This window comes from Pontibacter lucknowensis (assembly GCF_900156415.1).
Lineage (GTDB): Bacteria > Bacteroidota > Bacteroidia > Cytophagales > Hymenobacteraceae > Pontibacter > Pontibacter lucknowensis.
Genome location: NZ_FTNM01000002.1, coordinates 814818 through 837432 on the forward strand (window position 1 = coordinate 814818; position 22615 = coordinate 837432).

Annotated in this window: 26 protein-coding genes; 17 read left to right on the plus strand and 9 right to left on the minus strand. The window is 50.1% G+C overall.

Annotation, left to right across the window (positions count from 1 at the left end; translation table 11 throughout):
- Positions 1 to 54: 54 nt before the first annotated feature.
- From BW972_RS09695 to BW972_RS09725, 7 genes are all read left to right on the plus strand, one after another.
- Positions 55 to 936, plus strand: coding sequence for a DUF58 domain-containing protein (locus BW972_RS09695; RefSeq protein ID WP_076421944.1), 882 nt, complete (start codon positions 55 to 57; stop codon positions 934 to 936).
- Positions 929 to 1834: a hypothetical protein gene (locus BW972_RS09700; RefSeq protein WP_076421945.1), complete on the plus strand. Its 906-nt coding sequence runs from the start codon at positions 929 to 931 to the stop codon at positions 1832 to 1834. The genes BW972_RS09695 and BW972_RS09700 overlap by 8 nt, the downstream gene beginning before the upstream one ends.
- Entirely contained in the window at positions 1821 to 2873 is a 1053-nt protein-coding gene (locus BW972_RS09705; protein ID WP_076421946.1) for a vWA domain-containing protein, read from the plus strand. Before BW972_RS09700 ends, BW972_RS09705 begins: the two co-directional genes overlap by 14 nt.
- Positions 2874 to 3030: 157 nt before the next feature.
- Entirely contained in the window at positions 3031 to 3717 is a 687-nt protein-coding gene (locus BW972_RS09710) for a YggS family pyridoxal phosphate-dependent enzyme (RefSeq protein ID WP_076421947.1), read from the plus strand.
- 42 nt (positions 3718 to 3759) lie between these two features.
- Positions 3760 to 4215, plus strand: coding sequence for a DUF2750 domain-containing protein (locus tag BW972_RS09715; protein ID WP_007657560.1), 456 nt, complete (start codon positions 3760 to 3762; stop codon positions 4213 to 4215).
- 109 nt (positions 4216 to 4324) lie between these two features.
- On the plus strand, positions 4325 to 5242 hold the full coding sequence (locus tag BW972_RS09720; RefSeq protein WP_007657558.1) for a glycerophosphodiester phosphodiesterase: 918 nt from the start codon (positions 4325 to 4327) through the stop codon (positions 5240 to 5242).
- A 109-nt stretch (positions 5243 to 5351) separates the two neighbouring features.
- Positions 5352 to 5675 carry a DUF423 domain-containing protein gene (locus BW972_RS09725; protein ID WP_007657557.1) on the plus strand — a complete coding sequence of 108 codons (324 nt, stop codon included), beginning with the start codon at positions 5352 to 5354 and terminating at the stop codon, positions 5673 to 5675.
- A 77-nt stretch (positions 5676 to 5752) separates the two neighbouring features.
- Here the strand turns inward: BW972_RS09725 and BW972_RS09730 are convergent, their stop codons facing one another.
- From BW972_RS09730 to BW972_RS09740, 3 genes are all read right to left on the minus strand, one after another.
- Positions 5753 to 6199 (minus strand): DUF1573 domain-containing protein, encoded by a 447-nt coding sequence (locus BW972_RS09730; protein WP_007657556.1) that lies wholly within the window; start codon positions 6197 to 6199, stop codon positions 5753 to 5755.
- Between the two features lie 79 nt (positions 6200 to 6278).
- On the minus strand, positions 6279 to 7685 hold the full coding sequence (locus BW972_RS09735; RefSeq protein ID WP_083674143.1) for an ATP-dependent DNA helicase: 1407 nt from the start codon (positions 7683 to 7685) through the stop codon (positions 6279 to 6281).
- A 3-nt stretch (positions 7686 to 7688) separates the two neighbouring features.
- Positions 7689 to 8138, minus strand: a complete 450-nt coding sequence (locus tag BW972_RS09740; protein ID WP_076421949.1) for a PaaI family thioesterase — start codon at positions 8136 to 8138, stop codon at positions 7689 to 7691.
- 37 nt (positions 8139 to 8175) lie between these two features.
- On the opposite strand from BW972_RS09740, the gene BW972_RS09745 reads away from it, so the two are divergent.
- From BW972_RS09745 to coaD, 3 genes are all read left to right on the plus strand, one after another.
- The gene (locus BW972_RS09745) at positions 8176 to 8664 is read left to right on the plus strand and encodes an NUDIX domain-containing protein (RefSeq protein ID WP_007657554.1); all 489 of its coding nucleotides are present in this window, start codon (positions 8176 to 8178) and stop codon (positions 8662 to 8664) included.
- 65 nt (positions 8665 to 8729) lie between these two features.
- A complete protein-coding gene (locus tag BW972_RS09750) occupies positions 8730 to 9617 on the plus strand; it encodes a DUF3822 family protein (RefSeq protein WP_007657553.1) in 888 nt (295 codons plus the stop codon).
- A gap of 187 nt (positions 9618 to 9804) precedes the next feature.
- Positions 9805 to 10284, plus strand: a complete 480-nt coding sequence (coaD, locus tag BW972_RS09755) for a pantetheine-phosphate adenylyltransferase (protein ID WP_076421950.1) — start codon at positions 9805 to 9807, stop codon at positions 10282 to 10284.
- Here the strand turns inward: coaD and BW972_RS09760 are convergent.
- The gene (locus tag BW972_RS09760; RefSeq protein ID WP_007657550.1) at positions 10238 to 10918 is read right to left on the minus strand and encodes an NUDIX hydrolase; all 681 of its coding nucleotides are present in this window, start codon (positions 10916 to 10918) and stop codon (positions 10238 to 10240) included. The two genes, coaD and BW972_RS09760, sit on opposite strands and share 47 nt — an antisense overlap.
- A 109-nt stretch (positions 10919 to 11027) precedes the next feature.
- On the opposite strand from BW972_RS09760, the gene pyrE reads away from it, so the two are divergent.
- The 4 genes from pyrE to BW972_RS09785 all read left to right on the plus strand — a co-directional run bounded on the left by pyrE (position 11028) and on the right by BW972_RS09785 (position 14271).
- Positions 11028 to 11666, plus strand: coding sequence for an orotate phosphoribosyltransferase (gene pyrE / locus BW972_RS09765; protein WP_007657548.1), 639 nt, complete (start codon positions 11028 to 11030; stop codon positions 11664 to 11666).
- 16 nt (positions 11667 to 11682) lie between these two features.
- Positions 11683 to 12180, plus strand: coding sequence for a metallophosphoesterase family protein (locus BW972_RS09770; RefSeq protein WP_007657546.1), 498 nt, complete (start codon positions 11683 to 11685; stop codon positions 12178 to 12180).
- A 369-nt stretch (positions 12181 to 12549) separates the two neighbouring features.
- Positions 12550 to 13590 (plus strand): threonine aldolase family protein, encoded by a 1041-nt coding sequence (locus BW972_RS09780; protein ID WP_076421951.1) that lies wholly within the window; start codon positions 12550 to 12552, stop codon positions 13588 to 13590.
- A gap of 48 nt (positions 13591 to 13638) precedes the next feature.
- Positions 13639 to 14271, plus strand: coding sequence for a DNA-3-methyladenine glycosylase family protein (locus BW972_RS09785; protein ID WP_076421952.1), 633 nt, complete (start codon positions 13639 to 13641; stop codon positions 14269 to 14271).
- Position 14272: 1 nt separating this feature from the next.
- Here the strand turns inward: BW972_RS09785 and BW972_RS09790 are convergent, their stop codons facing one another.
- On the minus strand, positions 14273 to 15184 hold the full coding sequence (locus tag BW972_RS09790; RefSeq protein ID WP_076421953.1) for a DUF58 domain-containing protein: 912 nt from the start codon (positions 15182 to 15184) through the stop codon (positions 14273 to 14275).
- 12 nt (positions 15185 to 15196) lie between these two features.
- The gene (locus tag BW972_RS09795) at positions 15197 to 15607 is read right to left on the minus strand and encodes a septal ring lytic transglycosylase RlpA family protein (RefSeq protein WP_076421954.1); all 411 of its coding nucleotides are present in this window, start codon (positions 15605 to 15607) and stop codon (positions 15197 to 15199) included.
- 148 nt (positions 15608 to 15755) lie between these two features.
- Here BW972_RS09795 and BW972_RS09800 point away from each other — a divergent pair, with 148 nt between their 5' ends.
- Positions 15756 to 16112, plus strand: coding sequence for a DUF3276 family protein (locus BW972_RS09800; protein WP_007657542.1), 357 nt, complete (start codon positions 15756 to 15758; stop codon positions 16110 to 16112).
- Positions 16113 to 16244: 132 nt separating this feature from the next.
- Positions 16245 to 17342 carry a redox-regulated ATPase YchF gene (gene ychF, locus BW972_RS09805; RefSeq protein ID WP_007657540.1) on the plus strand — a complete coding sequence of 366 codons (1098 nt, stop codon included), beginning with the start codon at positions 16245 to 16247 and terminating at the stop codon, positions 17340 to 17342.
- A 150-nt stretch (positions 17343 to 17492) separates the two neighbouring features.
- Here the strand turns inward: ychF and BW972_RS09810 are convergent, their stop codons facing one another.
- Positions 17493 to 18815: a type IX secretion system plug protein gene (locus tag BW972_RS09810; RefSeq protein WP_076421955.1), complete on the minus strand. Its 1323-nt coding sequence runs from the start codon at positions 18813 to 18815 to the stop codon at positions 17493 to 17495.
- Positions 18816 to 18999: 184 nt separating this feature from the next.
- Between BW972_RS09810 and BW972_RS09815 the strand changes: the two genes are divergently transcribed.
- On the plus strand, positions 19000 to 19863 hold the full coding sequence (locus tag BW972_RS09815) for an SDR family oxidoreductase (protein ID WP_076421956.1): 864 nt from the start codon (positions 19000 to 19002) through the stop codon (positions 19861 to 19863).
- 5 nt (positions 19864 to 19868) lie between these two features.
- On the opposite strand, the gene BW972_RS09820 is transcribed toward BW972_RS09815, so the two are convergent.
- Both BW972_RS09820 and BW972_RS09825 read right to left on the minus strand, forming a co-directional pair.
- Entirely contained in the window at positions 19869 to 21230 is a 1362-nt protein-coding gene (locus BW972_RS09820; RefSeq protein WP_076421957.1) for a sensor histidine kinase, read from the minus strand.
- Positions 21220 to 22608: a sigma-54-dependent transcriptional regulator gene (locus tag BW972_RS09825; RefSeq protein ID WP_076421958.1), complete on the minus strand. Its 1389-nt coding sequence runs from the start codon at positions 22606 to 22608 to the stop codon at positions 21220 to 21222. The genes BW972_RS09820 and BW972_RS09825 overlap by 11 nt, the downstream gene beginning before the upstream one ends.
- Between the last annotated feature and the right edge of the window lie 7 nt (positions 22609 to 22615).

The window sequence follows — 22615 nt, forward strand, 5'->3', positions numbered from 1 at the left end:
AATATTACGGGAATATGTCCTAATTTTAAAATCTGAGGCAAAGCCCCTACCCTTATGAAGGAACTTGTTCAAAAGCTGCGCAAGTACGAGATACGCATACGCAAAGCCATCAACACCCAGATGCAGGGTGACTTCCATTCTGTTTTTAAAGGAACAGGGCTGGAGTTTGATGACGTGCGCGCTTACCAGTACGGCGACGACGTGCGCTCGATCGACTGGCACGTATCGGCCAAGGGGCATGGCACCTTCGTGAAAACCTACCGGGAGGAAAAAGAGCAGTCCGTGTTTCTGATGCTGGACGTAAGCGCTTCCCAGACCGTGGGCACAGGGCGCCAGCACAAGCTGGATGTTGGCAAAGAGATCTGCGGAGTGCTTTCCCTTGCAGCCGCCCGCCAGCAAAGCCAGATCGGCATTATTTGCTTCAGTGATCAGAAAGAGAAGTACATAAAGCCCGCCAAAGGTATAGAACAGGCTTATACCTTGATTAAAGCGCTGCACGAGCTGACTCCTAAATCAGTTAAAACCAACCTGGCAGCCGGCATCAAGCTCACACTCGATATTGTCAAGCGCCGCAGCATTATCCTACTTATCTCCGATTTCATTGATGTAAATTATGAAAAGGAACTGGCCATGCTCGCAAAGCGCCATGACCTGATCGTGATACAGTTGCTCGACCTGCGTGAGCGCAATATGCCAAGCCTGGGCATTGTGCCAGTGGTCGATAAGGAGACGGGTAAGACAATCTGGCTCAATACCTCCGGCGCAGAATTCAAAGAGCATTATTTTGCCCAGTACAAACAGAACCAGGACAGGGTGATCCGGATCTGCCAGAAATACCAGGCCAACTACCTGGCCATACAGGCCAATGAAGACTATGTGATGCAGCTGGTAAACCTGTTCCGCCTTCGTAACCGAACATCCAAGAAAAGTGCGTAACTCCCTGCTTATACTTTTTTGTTTCCTTACCCTGAGTGCAAAGGCACAGCAGTTGCTGCCACCGGCTGGCAGCTTCAGCAAGGACTCCGTGCATATCGGGGAGCTTGTGCGCTATACCCTGGTGCACCGGCACCCGGCCGTGCAGGAAGTCATCCTGCCAGACTCCACTTACAATTTCGCCCCCTTCGAGTTGGTGCGACAGGAGTTTTACCCGACCGCTACACGCGCAGGCATCAGCACGGACAGCACCGTATATACCTTACGCACCTTTGATACCTCGCCTGTTCAGTCGCTGGAGTTGCCCGCCATTGTACTACGGGGCACAGACACCCTGCAGGTGGTATCGCAGAGGCAGTCGGTGGTATTGCGGCAGCTGGTGCAGGAGGTTTCCACACCGCTGCAACTACGTACTCAAACCACCCTGTCGCCGGTAGAGGAGCGTTTCGACTGGCCTGTGCTGATGCTCTGGATCGTCACCATCGCTGCATTCATTACATTGGTATGGCTGGTGTTTGGACAAACGATCAAGACAAAATACCAGCTCTACCGACTACGAAAAGACCACTTGTACTTCAACTCCAGGTATAATTCCCATGTCGATCGTTTCGTAAAAACGGGTGTTCCATCGAGTATGGAGAAAGCGGTGGCCCTTTGGAAAAACTACCTCACTAAACTGGAACGAAGCGCCATCAACTCATTCACGACAAAAGAAATTGTGGAGTATTACAATGACGACGAGCAAGTGAACGTGGCGCTTCGCCTGTGCGACAAAGCCATATACGGAAACGTAACGGCCGAACCCGATCAGGAAACAAACCAGGCGCTGGGCATGCTGCGCCGCTTTGCCAGAAGCAGATATAAAACCCATCGCGAAATAACCGGTAATGCTAGGACTTAACGATAACATGCTGGACTGGCTCAGCCTGGAATGGTTTAGCCTGGGCACACTGCGCTCTTTTGATTGGGTATACCCACTGGTGCTGTATGCCCTGCCGGTAGTGCCCCTCCTCTTCCTGATCAAGGGGCTGCTTCGCTTAAAGTCACGCAGCAAGCTCGACATGGCCATGTTTGAGGGAACTGTAAAGTGGCAATGGTCCAGTCTGCTGCGCTTTGTACCTGATGTGGTTTACATGCTGTTTGTGATGCTGGTACTACTGGCCCTGGCCCGACCGCAGCGTATAAATGAGCAAGTCGAGCAAACCGCCGAAGGTATAGACATCGTGCTGGTGCTGGACGTGTCAGGATCCATGGAACTACAGGACATCAAACCGAGCCGACTGGAAGCTGCCAAAGACGTTGCCATTAACTTTATAGACGGTCGCGTAGCTGACCGTATCGGAGTGGTGGTGTTTGCCGGCGACGCTTACTCCCTGGCTCCTCTCACCACCGACTACGAACTATTACGCGAAAGCATCCGCTCCATCGAAAACGGCATGATCCCGAATGATGGCACGGCCATCGGTAGTGCCCTGGCAGTGGCCATCAACCGCATGCGCGACTCTAATGCCAAATCCAAAGTAGCGATCCTGATAAGCGACGGAGAGAACACAGCCGGTAGCCTCGACCCCACCATGGCTGCCCGTCTGGCATACGCCCATCAGATCAAGGTATACACCATAGGTATAGGGAAAGACGGCCTCGTACCCTACGACGTAGACGCCAATGGCAAAACCTTGTTAGTAGAAACGCAGTTAGACGAAAAAAGCCTGCGTGAGATATCAGAGACCGGAGAAGGTCGTTTTTTCAGAGCTGACACCCGTGACGGTCTGCAGGAGGTATTTCAAAACATCAACCAGTTTGAGAAGACAGAGGTACGGGAGAAACGCTTCCGGGACACTTACGATTATTACCAGGTATACCTGAAATGGGCATTGCTGCTACTTGTTGGCTGGATGGCGCTAAAGAATACCTTTATGACCAATGTGTTGGAGGACTAGGGAGTTTAGGGGTTTAGGAGTTTGAGAAGTATAGAACTTTGATCTTAGTTCTTGCCATACCTTCTAACAAGCTTTAACCCGCAATAAAGCGTTTTAAACCAGCCTATACCTGATCAATACAAGTGCGAAAATTAGATTGAACACACTACATAAAACTATGTCTGCAATTGCTGATAATATCCGATTTTTTGATGAGAAACTGCGCGACACGCCCTGCCGCCTGGTAGCTGTATCCAAAACGCATCCGCCTGAAATGATCATGGAAGCTTACAACGCTGGCCACCGCATTTTTGGCGAAAATAAAGTACAGGAGTTGCTGGAGAAACGGGACCTGTTGCCACACGACATCGCCTGGCACCTCATCGGGCACCTGCAGACAAATAAAGTAAAGCAGATCGCTCAGTTCATCGACACTATTCAGTCTGTGGACAGCCTCAAACTGCTGATAGAAATCAATAAAAGAGCAGAGCAGTTTAACCGTACCTTGCCTGTCAACTGTATGCTGCAGTTCGACATCGCCGATGAAGAGACCAAATATGGCATGACCTACGAGGAGGCAATAGCACTGTTGCAAAGCGAAGAGTACCGCAACATGCACTTTATCCGTATCACCGGAGTAATGGGCATCGCCACCAATACAGATGACCAGGATAAACTCCGAGGTGAATTCCGAACGCTGCGTGGCTACTTTGAGAAACTGAAAGAAACGTTTTTTATCGCCAACGATGACTTCAAAGAAATCTCGATGGGCATGACCTCAGACTGGGAACTTGCTTTAGCTGAGGGCAGTACCTTCATACGTGTCGGCAGCGGTATATTCGGAGCACGCAATTACAACAAATAATCATACCTTAGACGATCTTTTCACGCTAAACCAACCATCACCATGCAAGAGAATACCAACGAAAACATGGAAGCCAATTACAGAAAATTCATCCAGCGCATCGTTGAGACAGAGAGCGTTTGGGGCCTGACACACGACGATACCTGGGCTACTTCCAGTTCTGCTGAGTACGAAGATGCAGAGGTGATCCTGTTCTGGTCCAATGCGGATGGCGCCAAAGCCTGTGCCGAAGACGACTGGTCAGATTACAAGCCAGAGTCTATTACACTGGTAGAGTTTCTGGAAAACTGGTGCGTGGGTATGTATGGCGACCAATTGCTGCTGGGCCCGGACTGGGATGCCAGTCTGGTAGGCCGTGAAATGGAACCGCTCGTGGTGGCGCTGGACGTGGTACAGGAATTGAAGCATAAAGGCAAAACCATAGAGTTCACCCAGTATGACAGCCAGGACGAATTTGAAGAGCAGGTGATCGAAGCGCTGGAAGGCGAAGACGAATAAGCTAAAGCCGAACCAGGCAGGAGGCAGCTAAAAGAATTAACGATTTGTTAACTACTAAGAGGTATAGCCATACCTACCCATGCGCTTTTTTTGCTGAAAAGAACTCCGCATGCACAGAAATCTGCTTTTTGCCTCCTTCCTATACCTGATAAGCTCATGCACCATGTCTGCACAACACGGCGCTATACCTGACACCACAACCCGGCACCTCCCTGCCTTCGACCTGGAAGGTCATCGGGGTGCACGTGGCCTGATGCCTGAAAACACCATTCCGGCCATGATCAGGGCGCTGGACCTGGGGGTCACGACCCTGGAGATGGACGTGCACATCACCAAAGACAAGCAGGTGGTGCTCTCCCACGATCCTTACATCAATCCGGAACACGACCTCCTGTCCGACGGCAGCGAAATACCTGCAGCCAACAAGCGGAGGTATGTGCTCTACCAGATGGACTATGCTGCCATCAAAACATTCGATGCGGGCACTAAATTCTATGACAAGTTTCCACAGCAGGAGAAGCTCCCGACTTATAAACCGCTCCTCTCCGACCTGATCGACTCGGTGCAGACCTACCTGCAGCAACAAGAACTGCCCCAGGTATATTACAACATCGAAACCAAATCGAAGCCTGGCGGCGACGGTAAGCTGCACCCCGCTCCCGAGGAGTTTGTGGAACTGCTGATGGGTGTGATCGAGGCAAAAGGTATGAGCGAGTGGGTGATCATTCAGTCGTTTGATGTGCGTACGCTGCAGGTGCTGCAACGGCGCTATCCGCACATCAAAACTTCACTGTTGGTTGAAAACCTGAAAGGGTTGAACAAGAACCTGGAAACCCTGGGTTTTATACCTGATATCTACAGCCCCTACTACAAGCTGATAACCCCAGGGCTAATTAGGAATTGCCACGCTAAAGGTATGAAGGTAATTCCCTGGACCATTAACGAGAAGAATGAAATGCAGCGGTTGAAAGAAATGGGAGTAGACGGATTAATATCCGATTACCCGAACCTGTACCGGGAATTATGAATTGGTTGATTTATGTCGGAAATTAGCACCCGATTAAACCAAACTATCTTTTACAGTGACTCAAAAAGCCATACTCTTAATAGCAACAGCCTTTGGCGCACTTAGTGTAATGATAGGTGCCTTCGGAGCGCATGCCCTGGCTCCCATGCTGCGTGCCACCAATCGTGTCGAGACATTTGAAACGGCCGTGAAATACCAGATGTACCATACCCTGGCCCTGCTGGCGGTAGGCCTGCTGCTTTTCAAAGTAGAGCACCCTGCCTTACAGATAGCCGCTTGGGCTTTTTTAATTGGTATCATCATCTTCTCAGGCTCTCTCTATACCCTGACAATGACAGGTATTACCTGGCTGGGTGCCATCACGCCAATCGGCGGGACCGCTCTGATAGTAGGCTGGGCTGCTTTGTTTTATGCTATCCTCAAAGCACTATAAGGTACAGGAACTTATCAAAACAGAAAGGCTCCCGGTTATCTGCCGGGAGACTTTCTGTTTTGGTAAAGTATAGCTGCTTACTGCGCTTTGGCGGCAGAGGCAGGCTTCTCCTTGATGTTGGCTACGATGTACACATAGGTAGGCTCCCCTGTGTTGGAATGGATCGTAATGGCTTTCTTCTGCTGCCCCATGCGACCGGCGCTGTTATACTTCGCTTTCACGAAACCAGTTTTACCCGGCATCACAGCCTCTTTGGTCCAGGCAGGTGATGTACAACCGCAGGTTACGTCTACTCGGTCGATAACTACTGGCTGTGTACCTGTGTTAGTGAAGGTAAAGGTATGCTCCACCACATCGCCTTGCGCGATATCACCGAAGTTGTGCTCCGTTGCCTCAAACGTGATGGCAGGACCTGATTTAGCTTGCGCTTGCGGAGCGGCCGTTTGTTTGGCAGGGCCTTGCTGCGCTACGGTACCACTGGCTACCAGTGCGGCCATTGCAAAAGAAAGGATTAATTTTTTCATACGTATAAAGGGTTTAGCTAATGCTGTTACGATTCGTCCGTTGTTAAGTTCTAACGTTTTGGTGAACCTTCCAAATATATCAGTCAACCAATAGCTGCTTGCTAAAGTTCAGCAGGTACAACTCTTCTGATGAACGTGTCAGTGCCGTGTAAAGCCAGCGGGCAAACTCCTCATTCACCATCTCGTCCTTTAAAAAGCCCTGGTCTACGAACACTGCTTTCCACTGGCCGCCCTGTGCCTTGTGGCAGGTCAGGGCATAGGCAAATTTGACCTGCAGCGCATTCAGGTAAGGGTTTTGCTTCATCTCCTTAGAGCGCTCCCGTTTGTTTTTGATGTCCAGGTAGTCCTGCAGCACCGCATCGTAGAGCTTTTTGTTCTGGTCAGCGGGCAGAGCCGGCGCATCGGTGTACAGCGTATCAAGCATGATCTTCACCTCCAGCTCTTCCTCCTCCGGATAATCGACAAAGCGTACCCGCACATCCGCAAACCGGAGGTCGTACATGTCCTCGTAGCGGATGATCTTCGTGATCTCCACAAAGTCACCGTTCGCCATAAAACCGATGTTAGACTCCTTTGGCAACCAGAAATAGTTGTTGCGCACGATCATCAGAAAATCCCCTACGCCAATCTCATCTTCTGAGAAGAAAATCTGACGCCGTATGTGCTGGTTGTACAGGTTGGCAGACTTGTTGGAGCGACAGATCACGATGGAGTTCTCGATACCGAATTTATCATAAGCATACCTTAAGCCGTCTTCCAATTTTTCGCCTGTCATGCGGTAAATATCGCGCCAGCCTTTGGTGTGCAGTTTGATGTCAGGCTTGTCACCCTGCAGCTGGTTGCGCAGCTGCGTGGCATTCATAAGTATACCTGAGGCTTCGGCCTGTCGCATAACCTGGCGCAGTTCCAACTCGTGTACCTGGCAACGGAAGTTATGCTTCAGGTAATCTGCATTGAGGGCCGGACTCAGCGTCTGGTTCACTGGCGGCAACTGGGCCGTATCGCCTATCAGCAGCAGTTTGTTGCTTTTGTTTTCAAACACATAGCCCAACAGGTCCTGCAGCAAACCGTTCTGCCCAAAGCCGCTGTCATCCGAGATCATCGAAGACTCGTCCACGATATAGAAGGTCTTGTCTGATTTGTTTGGCATACGGGTAAATGATAATCCCTCGGAATAAGGATTTGCTGTCTGCCGGTAGATCTTTTTGTGGATGGTAAAGGCCTTGCGGCCACTGTAAGAAGCCATAACCTTGGCAGCACGACCAGTTGGGGCCAGCAGCACATACTTGTAGCCAAAGGTGCGGAGTATCTTCACCAGCGATGTTACGACCGTGGTCTTACCCGTACCGGCATAGCCTTTGAGTAAAAACACCGATTTCTCGGCTTCGGTGTCCATTATAAATTCATCAAGCTTGGCGAATAGCCGCGCCTGGTCCTGGGTAGGCTCAAACGGAAAACTTGTTCTAAGTGCCTCTACTGGACGCATCATTTAACTCCTCAACTCTTCTGGTGCAATGTTCGCCATGGAAGCGCTTGCTTTGGCGATGAGCAATGGCTCCTCCGCTCCTTTCACCACATATACCTCAGCCTCACAGAAATTAAGCTTACGCCCCTGCTTCAGCACAAAGCCTTTGGCAATCAGTTTGTCACCCACACCCGGATGGAAATAGGATACCTTGATCTCGGCTGTGACTACGTGATGGCCCCTGGGCACCAGACTTACGGCAGCAAAACCTGCTACAATGTCGGCCAGAGTAGCAATTACGCCACCATGCGCGAAGCCTTTATGCTGCTTGTGCTTCTGCTCCAGCACGAGTTCCCCCTCTACCCTGCCCACTTCTATTCTGGTTACTTCAAAGCCCATGAGCTTCATAAACTCCTGGCGCTCCAGCTTTTCTTTTATATCTGCCCGAAAATCGGGGTTATAGGTCTGAATCATTTTGTAAATTTACCACCTATACCCCGCTATCGCAAACATGAACACACTAAACCCCAATGCCGCTGCTTATGCCGGCAAAGTAAGGCTCCGCGTGTGCGGCATTTGCCTGCAAGACGATAAACTTCTACTCGTGCGCCATCAACCAACACTCAACAATGAAGCATTCTGGGCTCCGCCTGGCGGTGGGCTGCAATATGGCGAAACTGTAGAGGCCTGCCTGATGCGTGAAGTACTGGAAGAAACAGGATTGCAGACGAGAGTAAAGCGTTTTCTTTTCGTGAATGAATTCTTACAGGAGCCGCTTCAGGCTGTTGAGCTGTTCTTTGAGCTGGAGCCGACAGGCGGTGAACTGGTAAGAGGTACAGATCCGGAAGCTAGCCCCGAACAGCAGCTTATCGAAGAGGTGGCTTTTCTAAGCCTGGACGAGATCCGGCAGATTCCGTTGGCAGACAAACACCGGGTGCTGCATTATCTCTTTTCACTGGATGATCTGTTCGGGATGCCACATCGCTTCGTACAGGCATGATCATTTTACTATATTTTTAGTATACTTGCATAGCACAATATAGTATTACCTGGAGCTCGTATACCTTGAACACAATCAACACGCACTTTCGGCTGTCTTACCAGATACAGGATGAGGCTTTTAAGCTTTCACAGGCAGGCAATTGCAACCTGTACGTTGCCATCAGCTCCAGAGCCATGCGACTGGCCGTTGCTGACGTGGAGCGCAACAAGTTTGTCGCGCTGGAAGATTACGAGCTTATTACGGTATTCACGCCGCTTCAGATAGCGGAGCAGCTGCGCCTGATCGCCGACCAAAGTCCTATCTTACAGGAGCAGCGCTGGCTGGATGTCCGCATCAGCGTGAGCAATCAGTTCTTTACCCTTGTACCGGAAACACTGTTTGACCCGACTCATCAGGAAGACTACCTGCGCCTGCACAGCAATCTCGACCCACAGCAGCATGTCATTCTGTACAACCGCACCTTCGGGCTGGATGCTGTCAACATCTTTGCGATCGATGGGGTGATTTACCGAATGGCGCAAAGCGTTTTCCCGGAGCGCACGGTCCAGTTTACCCACCAGACCAGCTCCCTGATCAAGAGTGTGCTGCACCAGACTGACCGTAATGCAGGCCGCGTAATGCACCTCTTTGTGGAGCGGAATTATGTGACTGTGTTGGTAGTGGATGAAAATGGCCTGCAGTTCTGCAACGTGTTTCATTACCTGAGTCCTGAGGACTTCATTTACTTCGTCATCTTTGTGATGCAGGAGCAGAAGATGAACCCTGAACAGGAAACGATCACCGCCTGGGGCGATATTACCCCCGACTCGAGCCTCTTCAACATGCTCAAAAAATACATCAGACAAGTAAAATTTGGCAAGCGACCTGCTGATGTGGGCTACAGCTACAAGTTCGACGACCTATTCGACCACCGCTACTTCGAACTCTTCAGCTTACACTTTTGTGAGTAGGTTATTATTTAGTGATTGAGCGAATGAGTGTTTAAGTGATTGAGAAGAATCAAAGTTTATACTTAGCTATAAACCAATATTTTACATATTCACGAGAACATTTTGCCTTTAACTTCATTCAATCACTCATCCTGAAATTAACTCATTCAATAATTAAGAATTACTCAATCGCTTAATCAAAATCAACATGAAAAGAGTTGCCATTTTCCCCGGATCCTTTGACCCCTTTACCAATGGCCATTTGGACGTGGTGTTGCGTGGTTCTAAAATGTTTGATGAGATTGTGATCGCCATTGGCAACAACAGCAGCAAACAACGCTACATTCCAGTAGAGAAGATGGTGGATATTATCGGAGAGGTTTTCAAAGATAAGCCCAATATTACGGCACGCTCTTATAAAGGACTTACAGCAGAATTTGCCCGTGAAGTAAACGCTACTTTTTTGCTGCGCGGACTGCGCAACACCACCGACTTCGAATATGAAAACACGATAGCCCAGGCTAACCGTCATATCAACAAAGAGCTGGAGACCGTGTTCCTGATCACCTCACCAGCTTTGGCGGCCATCAGCTCTACGATCATCCGCGAAATTCATCGCTTTGGTGGCAATGTAGACGAATTTATACCTTTCCAGATTTCAGCGATTGGAGATATTCCCGCACAATAAAGGCAATCGAGGTATAGGCTTTAGGCAGCACTTCCATGGCCTCTTCCGGTGTCATCCAGCGCACTTCTTCTATAAACTCCTCCGCCTGCGGCTTCATCAGGCTGTCATCTGTACACTCCATCAAGTACCAGCTTGTCTTCTTGAGGATCTTCTTGCCTTTGAAAGCATAAGAATGCCAGGTCTTCGGAAGTTTATTTAACACTTCTACCGAGATATTGCACTCTTCTTCTACTTCGCGCACAGCACCATCCTGCGTCTTCTCACCCTTGTTCAGCTTGCCTTTAGGCAGGTCCCAAACCCCAAGGCGGTAGATCATCAGGATTTTTCCATCTTTCAACACCAGCCCGCCTCCGGCTTTCACGATCTTGAACTGATCTTTGAGGTGCTCGATCAATTGTTTTTTCTTGTTGGCAACCAGTGTAAGCGAATTTAGCTTTTTCAGCTTCTTTACCTCCATTAGCCGTACAATACGATCTATCAACTGCGGGTCAGCCCCCTTTATCAGCACATCCCCTACCAGATCTTTAGAGGTGAAGTGGTTGTCAGCATCGAGCACCAGATCGTAGTGATGGCGGTGTACCTTCTCGTTCGACTTTTTGAGGATAAGCGGAATATCGTTAATAAAAACGTTCATAGGGTCAAGTGCTCGTATATCAGGCTTGAAATTTACACAAATCAATCAATATTTCGCTGTAAAGAAAATACAGGTCGCTAAAAAGGGGAAATATTTCTTAAATTCGGCCATGGATAATCAGACGACAGCACATCAGGTAGCCTCTTTCCTGCTGGAAACCGAGGCCGTGAAATTGAGACCAGAACAGCCCTTTAAATGGAGCTCCGGTTGGAATTCGCCCATCTACTGCGATAACCGCGTGACCTTATCCTTCCCGCACATCCGGAGTTATATCAAGCAGCAATTAGCTGAAATGATCAAACAGAACTTTCCGGAGGCTGAGGCCATCGCAGGGGTTGCCACGGCAGGTATAGCCCAGGGGGCACTGGTCGCCGATCTGCTGGAAATGCCTTTCTTGTATGTACGCCCTCAGCCAAAGAGTCACGGTATGGCCAACCAGATCGAAGGTAAGCTGATCTCCGGCCAAAAAGTTGTCATGGTGGAAGACCTGATATCAACAGGTGGCAGCTCACTGAAGGCAGCAGAAGCCGTACGATCTGCAGGCGGCAATGTAGTAGGTATGGCAGCGATCTTCACCTATGGGTTTGCTTTGGCAGAGGAGAACTTCAGGGAAGCAGGTATTCCACTGCACTGTCTCAGCGATTACCAGGCGCTGACCGAAGCCGCCATGCAAAATGGCTACATCCCGGAGTCAGCCATGCCTACGCTGGCGGAGTGGCGCCAATCCCCTGAAACCTGGAAGGTATAAGCAAACAAGGTATAGCATGAAAATAGGCCTCCTCTCTGACACGCACGACTATATGGATGATCAGATCCTGCGGCACCTGGCTGACCGGGACGAGATCTGGCATGCCGGTGACTTTGGCACTGCCATGGTAGCAGAGCGTCTCAGCGAGGTGGCTCCCCTTCGGGGCGTGTATGGCAACATTGACGGACAGGACATCCGCTCACTGTACCCGAAGGTGCTGCGTTTCGATGTCAATGGTCTGGATGTATTAATGACCCACATCGGCGGCTATCCCGGCAAGTACCATCCGGATATCAGACAGGAAATCAAGACGAACCCTCCGGGGCTGTTTATCACCGGGCATTCCCACATCCTCAAAGTAATGCCTGACAAAACCTTAGGTAAGTTGCTGCACCTGAATCCCGGAGCGGCAGGCCGACACGGTTTTCACCAGGTGCGCACCATGATGCGCTTTGCTATTGAAGAAGGTCAGATTCGCGATCTGCAGGTGATCGAACTTGGCAAGCGGGCATAAAAAAAGCGTGCCTGCTGGTGCAAGCACACTTTGAAGTCTTTCGAAAACCCGCCAACCGAAGCTTTCACAGCGTTGGCAGGCAGATGGTTTTACTTTGCCGTAAAAGACTACTCAGCAGAAGCTTCTTCTTCCTTCTTGTTCTTAGGCGCTTCACCGAACTGAGCACGCAGCTCGTCCATGTCCACGTTCTTAATAACTGGCGTCAAAAGCAATTGCTTAATTCTGGCAACCTTGTTGTTTGCTCTTGCCTTATTCTTACGGTCTTTTCTTTTAAGTCTAGTAACTCCCATCGTTGCAAAATTTAAATTTGAAGGGCAAAAGTAAGTTATTATTTTTACAAAGTAAAGTATTTCTAGCATCAAATTCGATATGAACATAACAGATCTCCGCTCCGACACCGTCACAAAGCCCACTCCCGCCATGCTGCAAGCTATGTTTGCCGCCCAGGTAGGCGACGACGTGTACGAAGAAGACCCAACCATAAACGCCCTCGAACGGAAAGCTGCAGCCCTTTTTGGGATGGAAGCAGGCCTTTTCTGCCCTTCCGGTACCATGACCAACCAGATCGCTATCAAAGCTCACACAGAGCCTATGACGGAGGTGATCTGTGATATTACGGCGCACATTTACCAGTATGAAGGTGGTGGCATCATGTTTAACTCCGGCGCATCAGTTGCACTGGTTCACGGCGAACGCGGCAAAATGACACCAGAGCAGGTTGAGGCGCATATCCGTCCGGATAACATTCATTACCCTCCCACCCGCCTGGTCGCCCTGGAGAATACCTGCAACAAAGGTGGCGGCTCTTACTATACCTTGCCAGAGATAGCCGCTATTTCCGGGGTATGCAAGCGCCATGGCATCGCCCTGCACCTGGATGGTGCCCGTGTGTTCAATGCCCTGGTAGCTTCTGGTGAGAACCCGCAGGAATACGGTACTTACTTTGATAGTATTTCAATCTGTCTCTCAAAAGGACTAGGTGCGCCGGTAGGCTCTCTCCTGCTGGGTACGAAAGAGTTTATCAAAAAATCACGTCGTATTCGTAAAGTGCTGGGCGGCGGTATACGCCAGGGCGGTTACCTGGCTGCAGCCGGTATCTATGCACTCGACCACCATGTGGAGCGCCTGGCAGAAGATCATCAGAAGGCGAAGCAGTTGGAGGCAGCTTTAAACGAAGCGGATTACGTGGAGTATGTGCTTCCCGTGCAAACCAACATTGTCATATTCAAGCTTAACGACAGGTATAAAGATGTAAATTTTGTGGCCGCACTGGCAGAGCAGCAGATACGTGCCAGCAGTTTTGGTCCACAGATGATTCGTTTTGTGACGCATTTGGATGTGAGCGAAGAAATGCTGCAGCATGTGCTGCAGGTACTGCACAGCCTCAATAAAAAGCAGGTGGCGGTTTAGTCCGTCACCTGTTATACCTCCGTTCTAACTTATTACATCACTGCAGCCATGGCCTCAGAAAACACGCACCACATAGCTTCTGATGTACTGACGGTACTCAGAAAAGATCCGGTCATGGCTCAGATCGTGGAGCAAGGCCTGTCGATTGAATCAGCCAAATCAGAGGATATATACTTCAGGCTGCTCAGTGCTATTGTATCGCAGCAGCTCAGTACCAAAGCAGCCGCTACTATCTTTGGGCGCTTCAAAGAACTTTTTCCTGACAACTACCCGCACGCTCACCTGGTGCTTGAAACGCCGGATGAAACCCTCCGAGGAGCCGGACTTTCTTTTCAAAAAATTGGCTATGTGCGCAATGTAGCAGCTTTTGCGCAAGGTGGAAACTTAGAGCATGCACTTATAGACGCCATGGAGGACGAAGCCCTGATACAGCACCTGACCCAGATAAAAGGTATAGGCCGCTGGACGGTAGAGATGCTGCTGATGTTTGCACTGGAGCGACCGGACGTGATGCCTGTAGATGATCTGGGTATACAGAATGCGATGAAAAGACACTATGGGTTGGAAGAATCCGGGAAAATACTAAAAGCTCGTATGCTGGAGATAGCAGAGAACTGGAGGCCTTATCGATCGGTAGCTTGTAAGTACTTGTGGCAGTCATTAGATAACGCACCAGGTTAAATCATCTCACCTTCGCCCGCTTCACCAGGTAGCTGTACAGCACCTTGTCAAATGGTTCGCTGATATCAACCGGCACAAAATCGATCTTGTACTGTCCGCATTTTAACTCCAGTTCACGCTTGTAATTGCTTACAGCATGTTGGTAATGGGCTTTCACCTGGGAGGGCTGTAGCTTAAGTTCCTGCCCTGTCTCCACATCCACAAACACATAAGGCCGCTCAGCAAAGTCAAATTCCTCCTCTGTGCGACGGTCCATCACATGGAAGATCAGCACTTCATGCTTCTGGTGCTTCAGGTGTTGCAGGGCGGCAAAAATGGCATCGCTGTTTTCGTGCTGCCCCAGCATATCACTAAAGATAACGACAAGCGATCGCTTCGGTATTTGCTGGGCAATCTGGTGGATCACAGAAGCGACATCCGTTTTGGTGCGGGATGGTGCTTCTTCCAACTGCTTTTGCAGGAGCAATAACAAGGTATGCAGGTGCGAGGCGGTGGAACGAACAGGTGTTTGCTGCCTTACGGTATCGGCAAAAGTCACCAAGCCTACGGCATCTCGCTGCTTGCGAAGCAGTGTGGCCAGGGCAGCGGCACACAGTACACTGAAAGTCAATTTACCACGGCTTTCTACCGGATAATACATAGAGGGGGAAACATCCAACAGGATGTGGCAGCGCAAGTTCGTCTCTTCCTCGAACCGTTTTACAAACAGTTTATCAGTTCGGGCAAAGACTTTCCAGTCGATGTGGCGGGTACTTTCGCCGCTGTTGTAGAGCCGGTGCTCCGAGAACTCTACCGAAAAGCCATGATAGGGAGACTGGTGCAGCCCCGTAATAAAGCCCTCTACCAGCTGCTTGGCCAGAAATTCCATGTTCTCAAATTTCTGAATATCGGCTAGGGTGAGCGGCTTTTTCATACAGGTATAGGCTTATTTCTTTCCGGTCGGCTTTATCTCAGAAACGACGGTTGTCATTTCGGGTTGCCCATCGTCGGGAACTTCGTGCAATTGTACAGAGGCGATCCCCTCCCGGATCAACTCGATCTGCTGAGCAGCCGCCTTGGACAGGTCAATGATGCGATGCCGGCTGTGTGCCATGCGGTCGTTGATGCGCACGATCACCGATTTGCCATTGCGCACATTGGTTACCTGCACATAGGTGTTGAACGGTAACGTGGCGTGAGCGGCCGTGAGCTGTGTTTTGTCATAGCGCTCGCCGTTGGCGGTCCGGTGTCCGTGCATGCGGTCGGCGTAGTAAGAAGCCTTGCCGTCAGCAGAATAAAGGGCCGTACCGGAATTGAAAGAAAAGAGAAATACTAGTATAAGTGAAAGCAAATTCATACTATACTATATTTGGTCCGGTGACAAATATAGAATTAAATCTCTGCAGCGCTGCAAAATGGCTAAATTTTAAATTCAAAAATTTTTATATATCAGAACAATATGTTAGCTTTAGGTTCAGAAAGTTGAATTTAACGTCTATAACACGGTGGAAGAGAACAACGACAAAGCAGAAATTTATTCCCAAAGAGTAAGAGCAGGGAAGAGAACGTATTTCTTTGATGTGAAATCAACTCGCTCAAACGACTTCTATGTGACCATCACAGAGAGCAAGCGCAAGTTCAAGGATGACGAGTTCTCGTACGAGAAGCACAAGATCTTCCTTTACAAAGAGGACTTCGTGAAGTTCATGGAAGCCTTGCAGGGCACAATCGATCACGTTAAATCCGAACTTTTGACAGAAGAGGCCCTCGCCGCCCTCGAAAGACCAGCCGAAACCGAGGCAACTCCGGTACCGGTGGCCAATGCCGAGGTGTCTTTTGATGAAGAACTGAAGTGGGAATAGACTCCCCGTTTTTAGTTTAGCGACCGAGAGCCCGTGTTTCCAGCACGGGCTTTTTTTATACCCCCAGCCCCTGCCCTATACTGACTGAAATTTCGTATCTTTGCGCCCTGGTATAAAACAAGATAAAGATAAATGGGACTAAGATGCGGAATCGTGGGACTGCCAAATGTGGGCAAGTCCACTTTGTTCAACGCTATTTCGAATGCTAAGGCAGAATCTGCCAATTACCCTTTCTGTACCATCGAACCGAACGTGGGCGTGATCACCGTGCCTGATGAGCGCCTCCAGATCCTGGAAGAACTGGTTACACCGCAACGTGTACTGCCTACCGTGATCGAGTTTGTGGACATTGCCGGCCTGGTGAAAGGTGCCAGCAAAGGTGAAGGTCTGGGTAACAAGTTTCTGGCCAACATCCGTGAGGTAGATGCCATCATCCATGTGGTGCGTTGCTTCGAGGATCCGAACATCGTACACGTAGCTGGCAAAGTAGACCCTATTTCTGATAAAGAGATCATTGACACAGAGCTGCAGCTGAAAGACCTGGAGTCCATCGAGAAAATGATGATCAAGGTACAGCGTTCTGCCAAGGCAGGTGATGCAAAAGCAAAAAAAGAACTGGCTTCGCTCGAGAAGTACAAGAATCATTTGGAGCAGGGCCTGAACGCCCGCAGCCTCGACGCTACCGAAGATGATAAAGAAACGATCAGCGAGCTGAACCTGCTGACAGACAAGCCTGTGATTTACGCTGCCAACGTGGACGAAAATTCCATGAACGACGGTAACGAGTACTCTAAGGCCCTGGAAGAGCACGTGAAAAACGAAAATGCGCAGGTTGTTCTCATATCCGCCTCCATCGAAGCGCAAATCGCAGAGCTGACTGATCCGGAAGAAAAAGAAATGTTCCTGGCTGAGTATGGCCTGAAAGAGTCTGGCTTAAACAAGCTCATCCGGGCTTCTTACGAATTGCTCAACCTGATCACCTACTTTACCGCCGGTGTGAAAGAGGTACGCGCCTGGACAATTGAGAAAGGCTGGAAAGCTCCTCAGGCTGCAGGTGTTATACACTCTGACTTCGAGAAAGGCTTCATCCGTGCAGAGGTGATCAAACTGAAGGACTACCAGGAGTACAAGACTGAGGCCAAGATCAAGGAAGCCGGTAAGATGGCTGTGGAAGGCAAAGACTATGTGGTGCAGGACGGTGATATCATGCACTTCCGTTTCAATGTATAAACCACACAATTTCAAATAATAAAAAAGGCGGGATTTCTCCCGCCTTTTTTTGTAAACAATGGACTTTACTGCTAAACTTAAAGCTGATAGTCACCGGTGTTGGTAATAGGGAAGACAGGTTTAGAGCAACTGGGTATTTATGCAGCCCAGTTACCTGTTATTGAACAAAATCTCCTCATATCCGATCAACAGGTCGGCACGGGAACCTGGCGGGCGATAATAGATCAGGATGTCATAAGTGTTTCCTGTGGCAAAGTGGCTCCCCTCAAAGTAGCTGGCATCCGCTGCCTGTCCATTGGCGCGCTTTAGTGCATAGTAGTAGTTATAATAACCCTGCTTCAGCAATAGCCTCCCTTTATAAGCCTGCTGTTCCTGGTCGTAGCGCATACGGCTTTCGTCATTTAACAGCCAGTCGGTCAAGCCGCCCTGTATATACACTTCGCCTTGCTCCTCTCCTGTCTTCAACTCAAAATCTACCCAGGTATAGTCAGCATTCACAATCGAGTTACCATACTCTCTGTTGCCAAACAACATTTTACCGTCAGCGTCGGGGTCCTGGCTATACGCTGCACCAGCCCGGCTGCGATCAGGTTGTAGCAATATATGCACAGGCGAAGCTTCCAAATTGATCTGCTCTATACCTAAACCTTTGAAGCGGATACTGCGCGAATCGAAGGAACGGAACTCGCTCAAACCCAGGAAGTGATCCTTCGCCTCGAAAAACACATACTCCAGTCGTCGCTGATCATCGCGAACAAAAGCCGGCCTTGGGTATACCTTGGCATTGTCCCAGCGGTGATTCTGACGCATGACAGCTTTTACCTCCTGTGCCGGATTCACCAGGGCGTAGTCTTTATAAAACACGTTGAACTCTACGGGTTGGCGGGCTGCTCTCCCCTCTGGGCCGGTTGGCATGCCAAGTTTGGCAGTTACGGCGACCAGGTTCTGGTATACCAGTATGCGCCTGGTCAACAGCAGATTACCTCCCTCCTCACTTACCTGCAGCACATAATTTCCGCTCAGTTTCACACGTGGCACCCGAAAGCGGTAATGGACATAGGGCACGCGGGTGTTGATGGAGTTCTGCACATCTGTGATGAAGAACTCGTTGAAGTCGTTGAGGTACTGCGCGTCATTCAGTCCGGAAGGGGTCCAGTCGGCGTTGCAGTGCACCAGTTTGGCCACGAGCCGCTGGGGACCGGCATTGAGGCGATCAAATTCCAGCAGGATGGGCTGCTCCTGTCCTATGGAAATAACGGCAGGTTCCAGTACTGCTTCCGGGCCGCCAGTGCCGCGGTAACACTGCACAGAGCGTATACTGTTATCGTACACATAGTCTTCATAGCGTACGGACTGCTGCGTCGTACTGCCCGAAGTGGCATATCCCTGCTGTTCAAGCGGTACGCAGGCTGCCAGGCCCAGACAAATAGAAGCTACCGCAAAGGCGTTGCTAAACTTATTCCAGAACATCATATAATTCTATCAGCTACTAGTGGGCTTACAAAAACCACTACCCACACAATTATATCCGAAGATAGGAATTTTTGAACAAAGCTGAAGTAACTGCGTAGTGGAGCATTGTATTTTTCCTTTAATCCACTGCATATCAATCGTTTATCACGTATAGGAATTAACGCGAAACAAACAGCCCTTCACTATGAAAAAAGTTCTACTGGCCGGCGCTACCGGGCACCTGGGGAGGCATATTTTCCGGGAGCTAAAGCAGCATGGATATGAAGTGCGTGTATTGGCGCGTAATCTGAAAAAAGCACAGTCCCTTTTCCCGGATCCGGAAGAGCTCGTGCTTGCCGACGCTACCAAACCCGTATCTCTGGAAGGCTGCTGTACGGGTATTGATGTAGTGATCTCAGCTCTGGGTAAAAATCTAAGCCTCCGTCACCAGGGCGGTGGCTCATTTCACGATATCAATTACAAGGCAAACCTCAATTTATTAAAAGAAGCGGAGCAGGCTGGTGTTCGGCAGTTTATCTATGTGTCGGCATTCGGGGCAGGACGCTATCCGCAGCTGGCATACTTTAAGGCACATGCCGCCTTCGAGAAGGCCTTACGATACAGTTCACTCACTTATACCATTCTAAAACCGGTTGCCTTGTTTTCAGTATTTGAAGAGATGGCAGCCATGGCAAGAAAAGGGCACATTGGGCAGCTTGGCCAGGGAGACAAACTCACGAACCCTATTTATGATGGGGATGTGGCCCGCATCGCAATCGATTGCATCGGAAAACCCAGCCAGTCCCTGGAGCTTGGCGGCCCCACTACCTACACACGACAGGAACTGGCGCAGCTGGTGTGTGATGCAGCGGGTTATAACGGACGTGTAGCCGAAATTCCCTTCGATTATGTGGATACGCTTCTGCCTTTTGTGCGGCTGCTCAGCCGTAACCTCTACGACAAACTGGCTTTTATGACGGCTGTGAGCAAAGTAGACTGTGTAGCACCTGCAGTAGGGCAGTATACTTTAGAAGATTATTTTGAGCTGGAACCTCAACTAAGTTCCTGAGCCGATCAAAACCTCAGTATAAAAGTAGTTCCTCTATCCAGCTCCGACTGCACAGAAATAGAGCCTTTATGAAGACGCATGATCTGACGGGACAGGCTGAGCCCTATACCTGATCCGCTCTTCTTTGTAGTGAAGAAAGGAATGAAAATCTTGGTCGTGGCCTCTGCCGTCATACCCTGTCCGTTATCCTCCACCTCCAGGCACACGCGGCTTCGTTCGTCCAGGTAGGCACGTACAGTTATCTGTTTGTGGGCTCTTTCCTGAACTGCTTCCATCGCATTTTTAACCAGGTTGATGATCACCTGCTCCACCATACCTCTGTCGGCCGATAGCAACAGACTGCTGCCTGACCGCAACTCAATCTTAAAGTGAATGTCCTGCTGTATCAGCTGTTCTCGCAACAAGGTCTTTATTTCTGAGAGCAACTCCCCTACATCGATCAGCGTCAACTCCGGTACCGTGATGCGGGTCAGGTTACGGAAATCATTCACAAAATGAATCAGGCCATCGCTTCTGCGGCTGATCGTGTGCAGGCACTGGCGGATGTCCAGCAGTTCGTCCCGCAGCACTGTGATCTCCTCGGCATTCGTATCATCAACATACCCGCTTATTTCTTCGCCAGCACTGGCTGAGAGTGAGGCAATGGGCGTCACAGAGTTCATGATTTCATGGGTCAGCACCTTGATCAGGTTCTGCCATGCTTCCATCTCCTTGTCCTCCAGTTCCCGCTGTATGTTCTGTACCGATGCCAGCTTTACCTTATCTCCCAGCATCACCAGCTCGATCACCTGCACCGATAGGTTCGTTACTGAGCCTCCCTGTCGCAGTGGAACAACTGCTTTCTCGCCATGGTCCAGTCCAGAAAGGCGAACAGCTAAGTCAGGGTATAGAGCAGCCAGCTCCTGTATCTGATGCAGCGCCCCGACCTGCAGTAGCTTGCGGGCAGCGTGGTTGAGCAGCAGGATGCTGCCATCGTTTTTATAAGTGATGATGCCTGTTCCGACGTGCTGCACGATAGCTTCAAAATAGTGCAGGTGCGCCTCTTTTTCGGCCCGCACTGCCCTGAATTTTTTCATCACTTCATTCAAACCCGCTGCCAGTTCCCGGTGCAATCTGCCACCTGTCGATGCAGGTATAAGCTCTGTAAAATCGTCGTGCCGGATGGAGTTCAGGAAGCTCAGAAACTGCCGGTTTGTGCGCTCATGGAAGCGCACCAGCAGAAAAACCTGTAGCAGCAGGAAGAGCAAAAGTCCGATGAATGTGCCCCGGTAGGCCGGATCCAGCCCTACCTTTGCCAGCGCAAAAACAGTAAGTGCCAGAATGATGAGCCGCAGCACCAACTGTAACCGGTAGTTGTTAAAGCGCATATTTCTCTAGTCTTCGGTACAAAGCACCGCGGGACAGACCCAGTTCTTTGGCTGCTTTTGATACATTGCCTTCGTGTAACTGCATGGCCCGTTGCACCGCCTCTCGCTCCAGGTCCTCCAGATTCTGAGAGTTAGAAAATACCGCCGGAGCGGTTGCAGAAACGGCCGGTTCATCAGGTATAAAGAAAAAATCGTCCGGCTGCAATTCGCGGTTATCGCTCATGATGGAGGCACGCTCGAGCACATGCTGGAGCTCCCGCACATTGCCTGGCCAGGTATAGCGACGCAGCTTGGCCAGCGCGGCGTCAGAGAGTCGCTTGAGCGGCTGCTTATACTTGGTGGCGTATGTTTGCAGATAATGATCCGCAAATAAGGGAATGTCCTCCAGGCGCTCACGGAGCGGTGGCAGATTCAGCTCCACCGTGTTGATGCGGTAAAGCAGGTCCTGTCTGAATTCGTGCCGTTGTACCATTTCTTTCAGTGGCATATTGGTAGCGCAGATCAGGCGCACATCAATAGGTATAGGTTTGTTGGTCCCTACCCGGATGATCTCTCTGCGCTGCAGCACTGTCAGCAGCTTGCTTTGGAGGGCAGGCGACAAATTCCCGATCTCATCCAGAAAAAGCGTACCGCCGTTGGCAGCTTCAAACCGCCCCACCCTGTCCTCTTTCGCATCCGTAAAGGCGCCTTTCTTATGTCCGAAGAGTTCACTCTCAAACAGGGTTTCTGTGATGGCTCCCATGTCTACCGTCACAAATACCTTATCAGCCCTCGAGGAGCGTTGGTGAATGGTGCGGGCGATGACTTCTTTTCCGGTGCCGTTTTCGCCCAGCAGCAGAATGTCTGCATCGGTACGGGCGACTTTATCAATGATGGAAAACAGGCTGCGCATGGCCTGGCTCTCACCTGTGATGACCGGCTGCTGGTTCTGCAGCTCAGCGGTGAGGGTGCGGTTTACCTGCCGGAGCTGGTTTACCTCTTTGTAAGAATGGCGCAGCTTGGAAGCGGCAGTCAGTGTTGCCAGTAACTTCTCGTTCTGCCAGGGCTTAAGCACGAAGTCAGTAGCACCCTCTTTCAGCGCGCGCACGGCCATCTCCACATCCCCGAAAGCAGTAATCATTACGACTACGGCCGATGGGTCATATTTCAGAATCTCCTTTAGCCAGAAAAAACCCTCCTGACCGCTCGTAATGTCCTGACTGAAGTTCATATCCAGAAGAATGATGTCGAACTCTTCATTGGAAACCAGGAAGGGAATCTTCTTCGGATTCTTTTCCATTACCACTTCTTTGGCATATTTGCGCAGCAGCATTTTGGCTGAAAACAACACATCTTCGTTGTCGTCGATCACCAGTATTCTTCCCAGGTTTTGTTCCATGACAGGT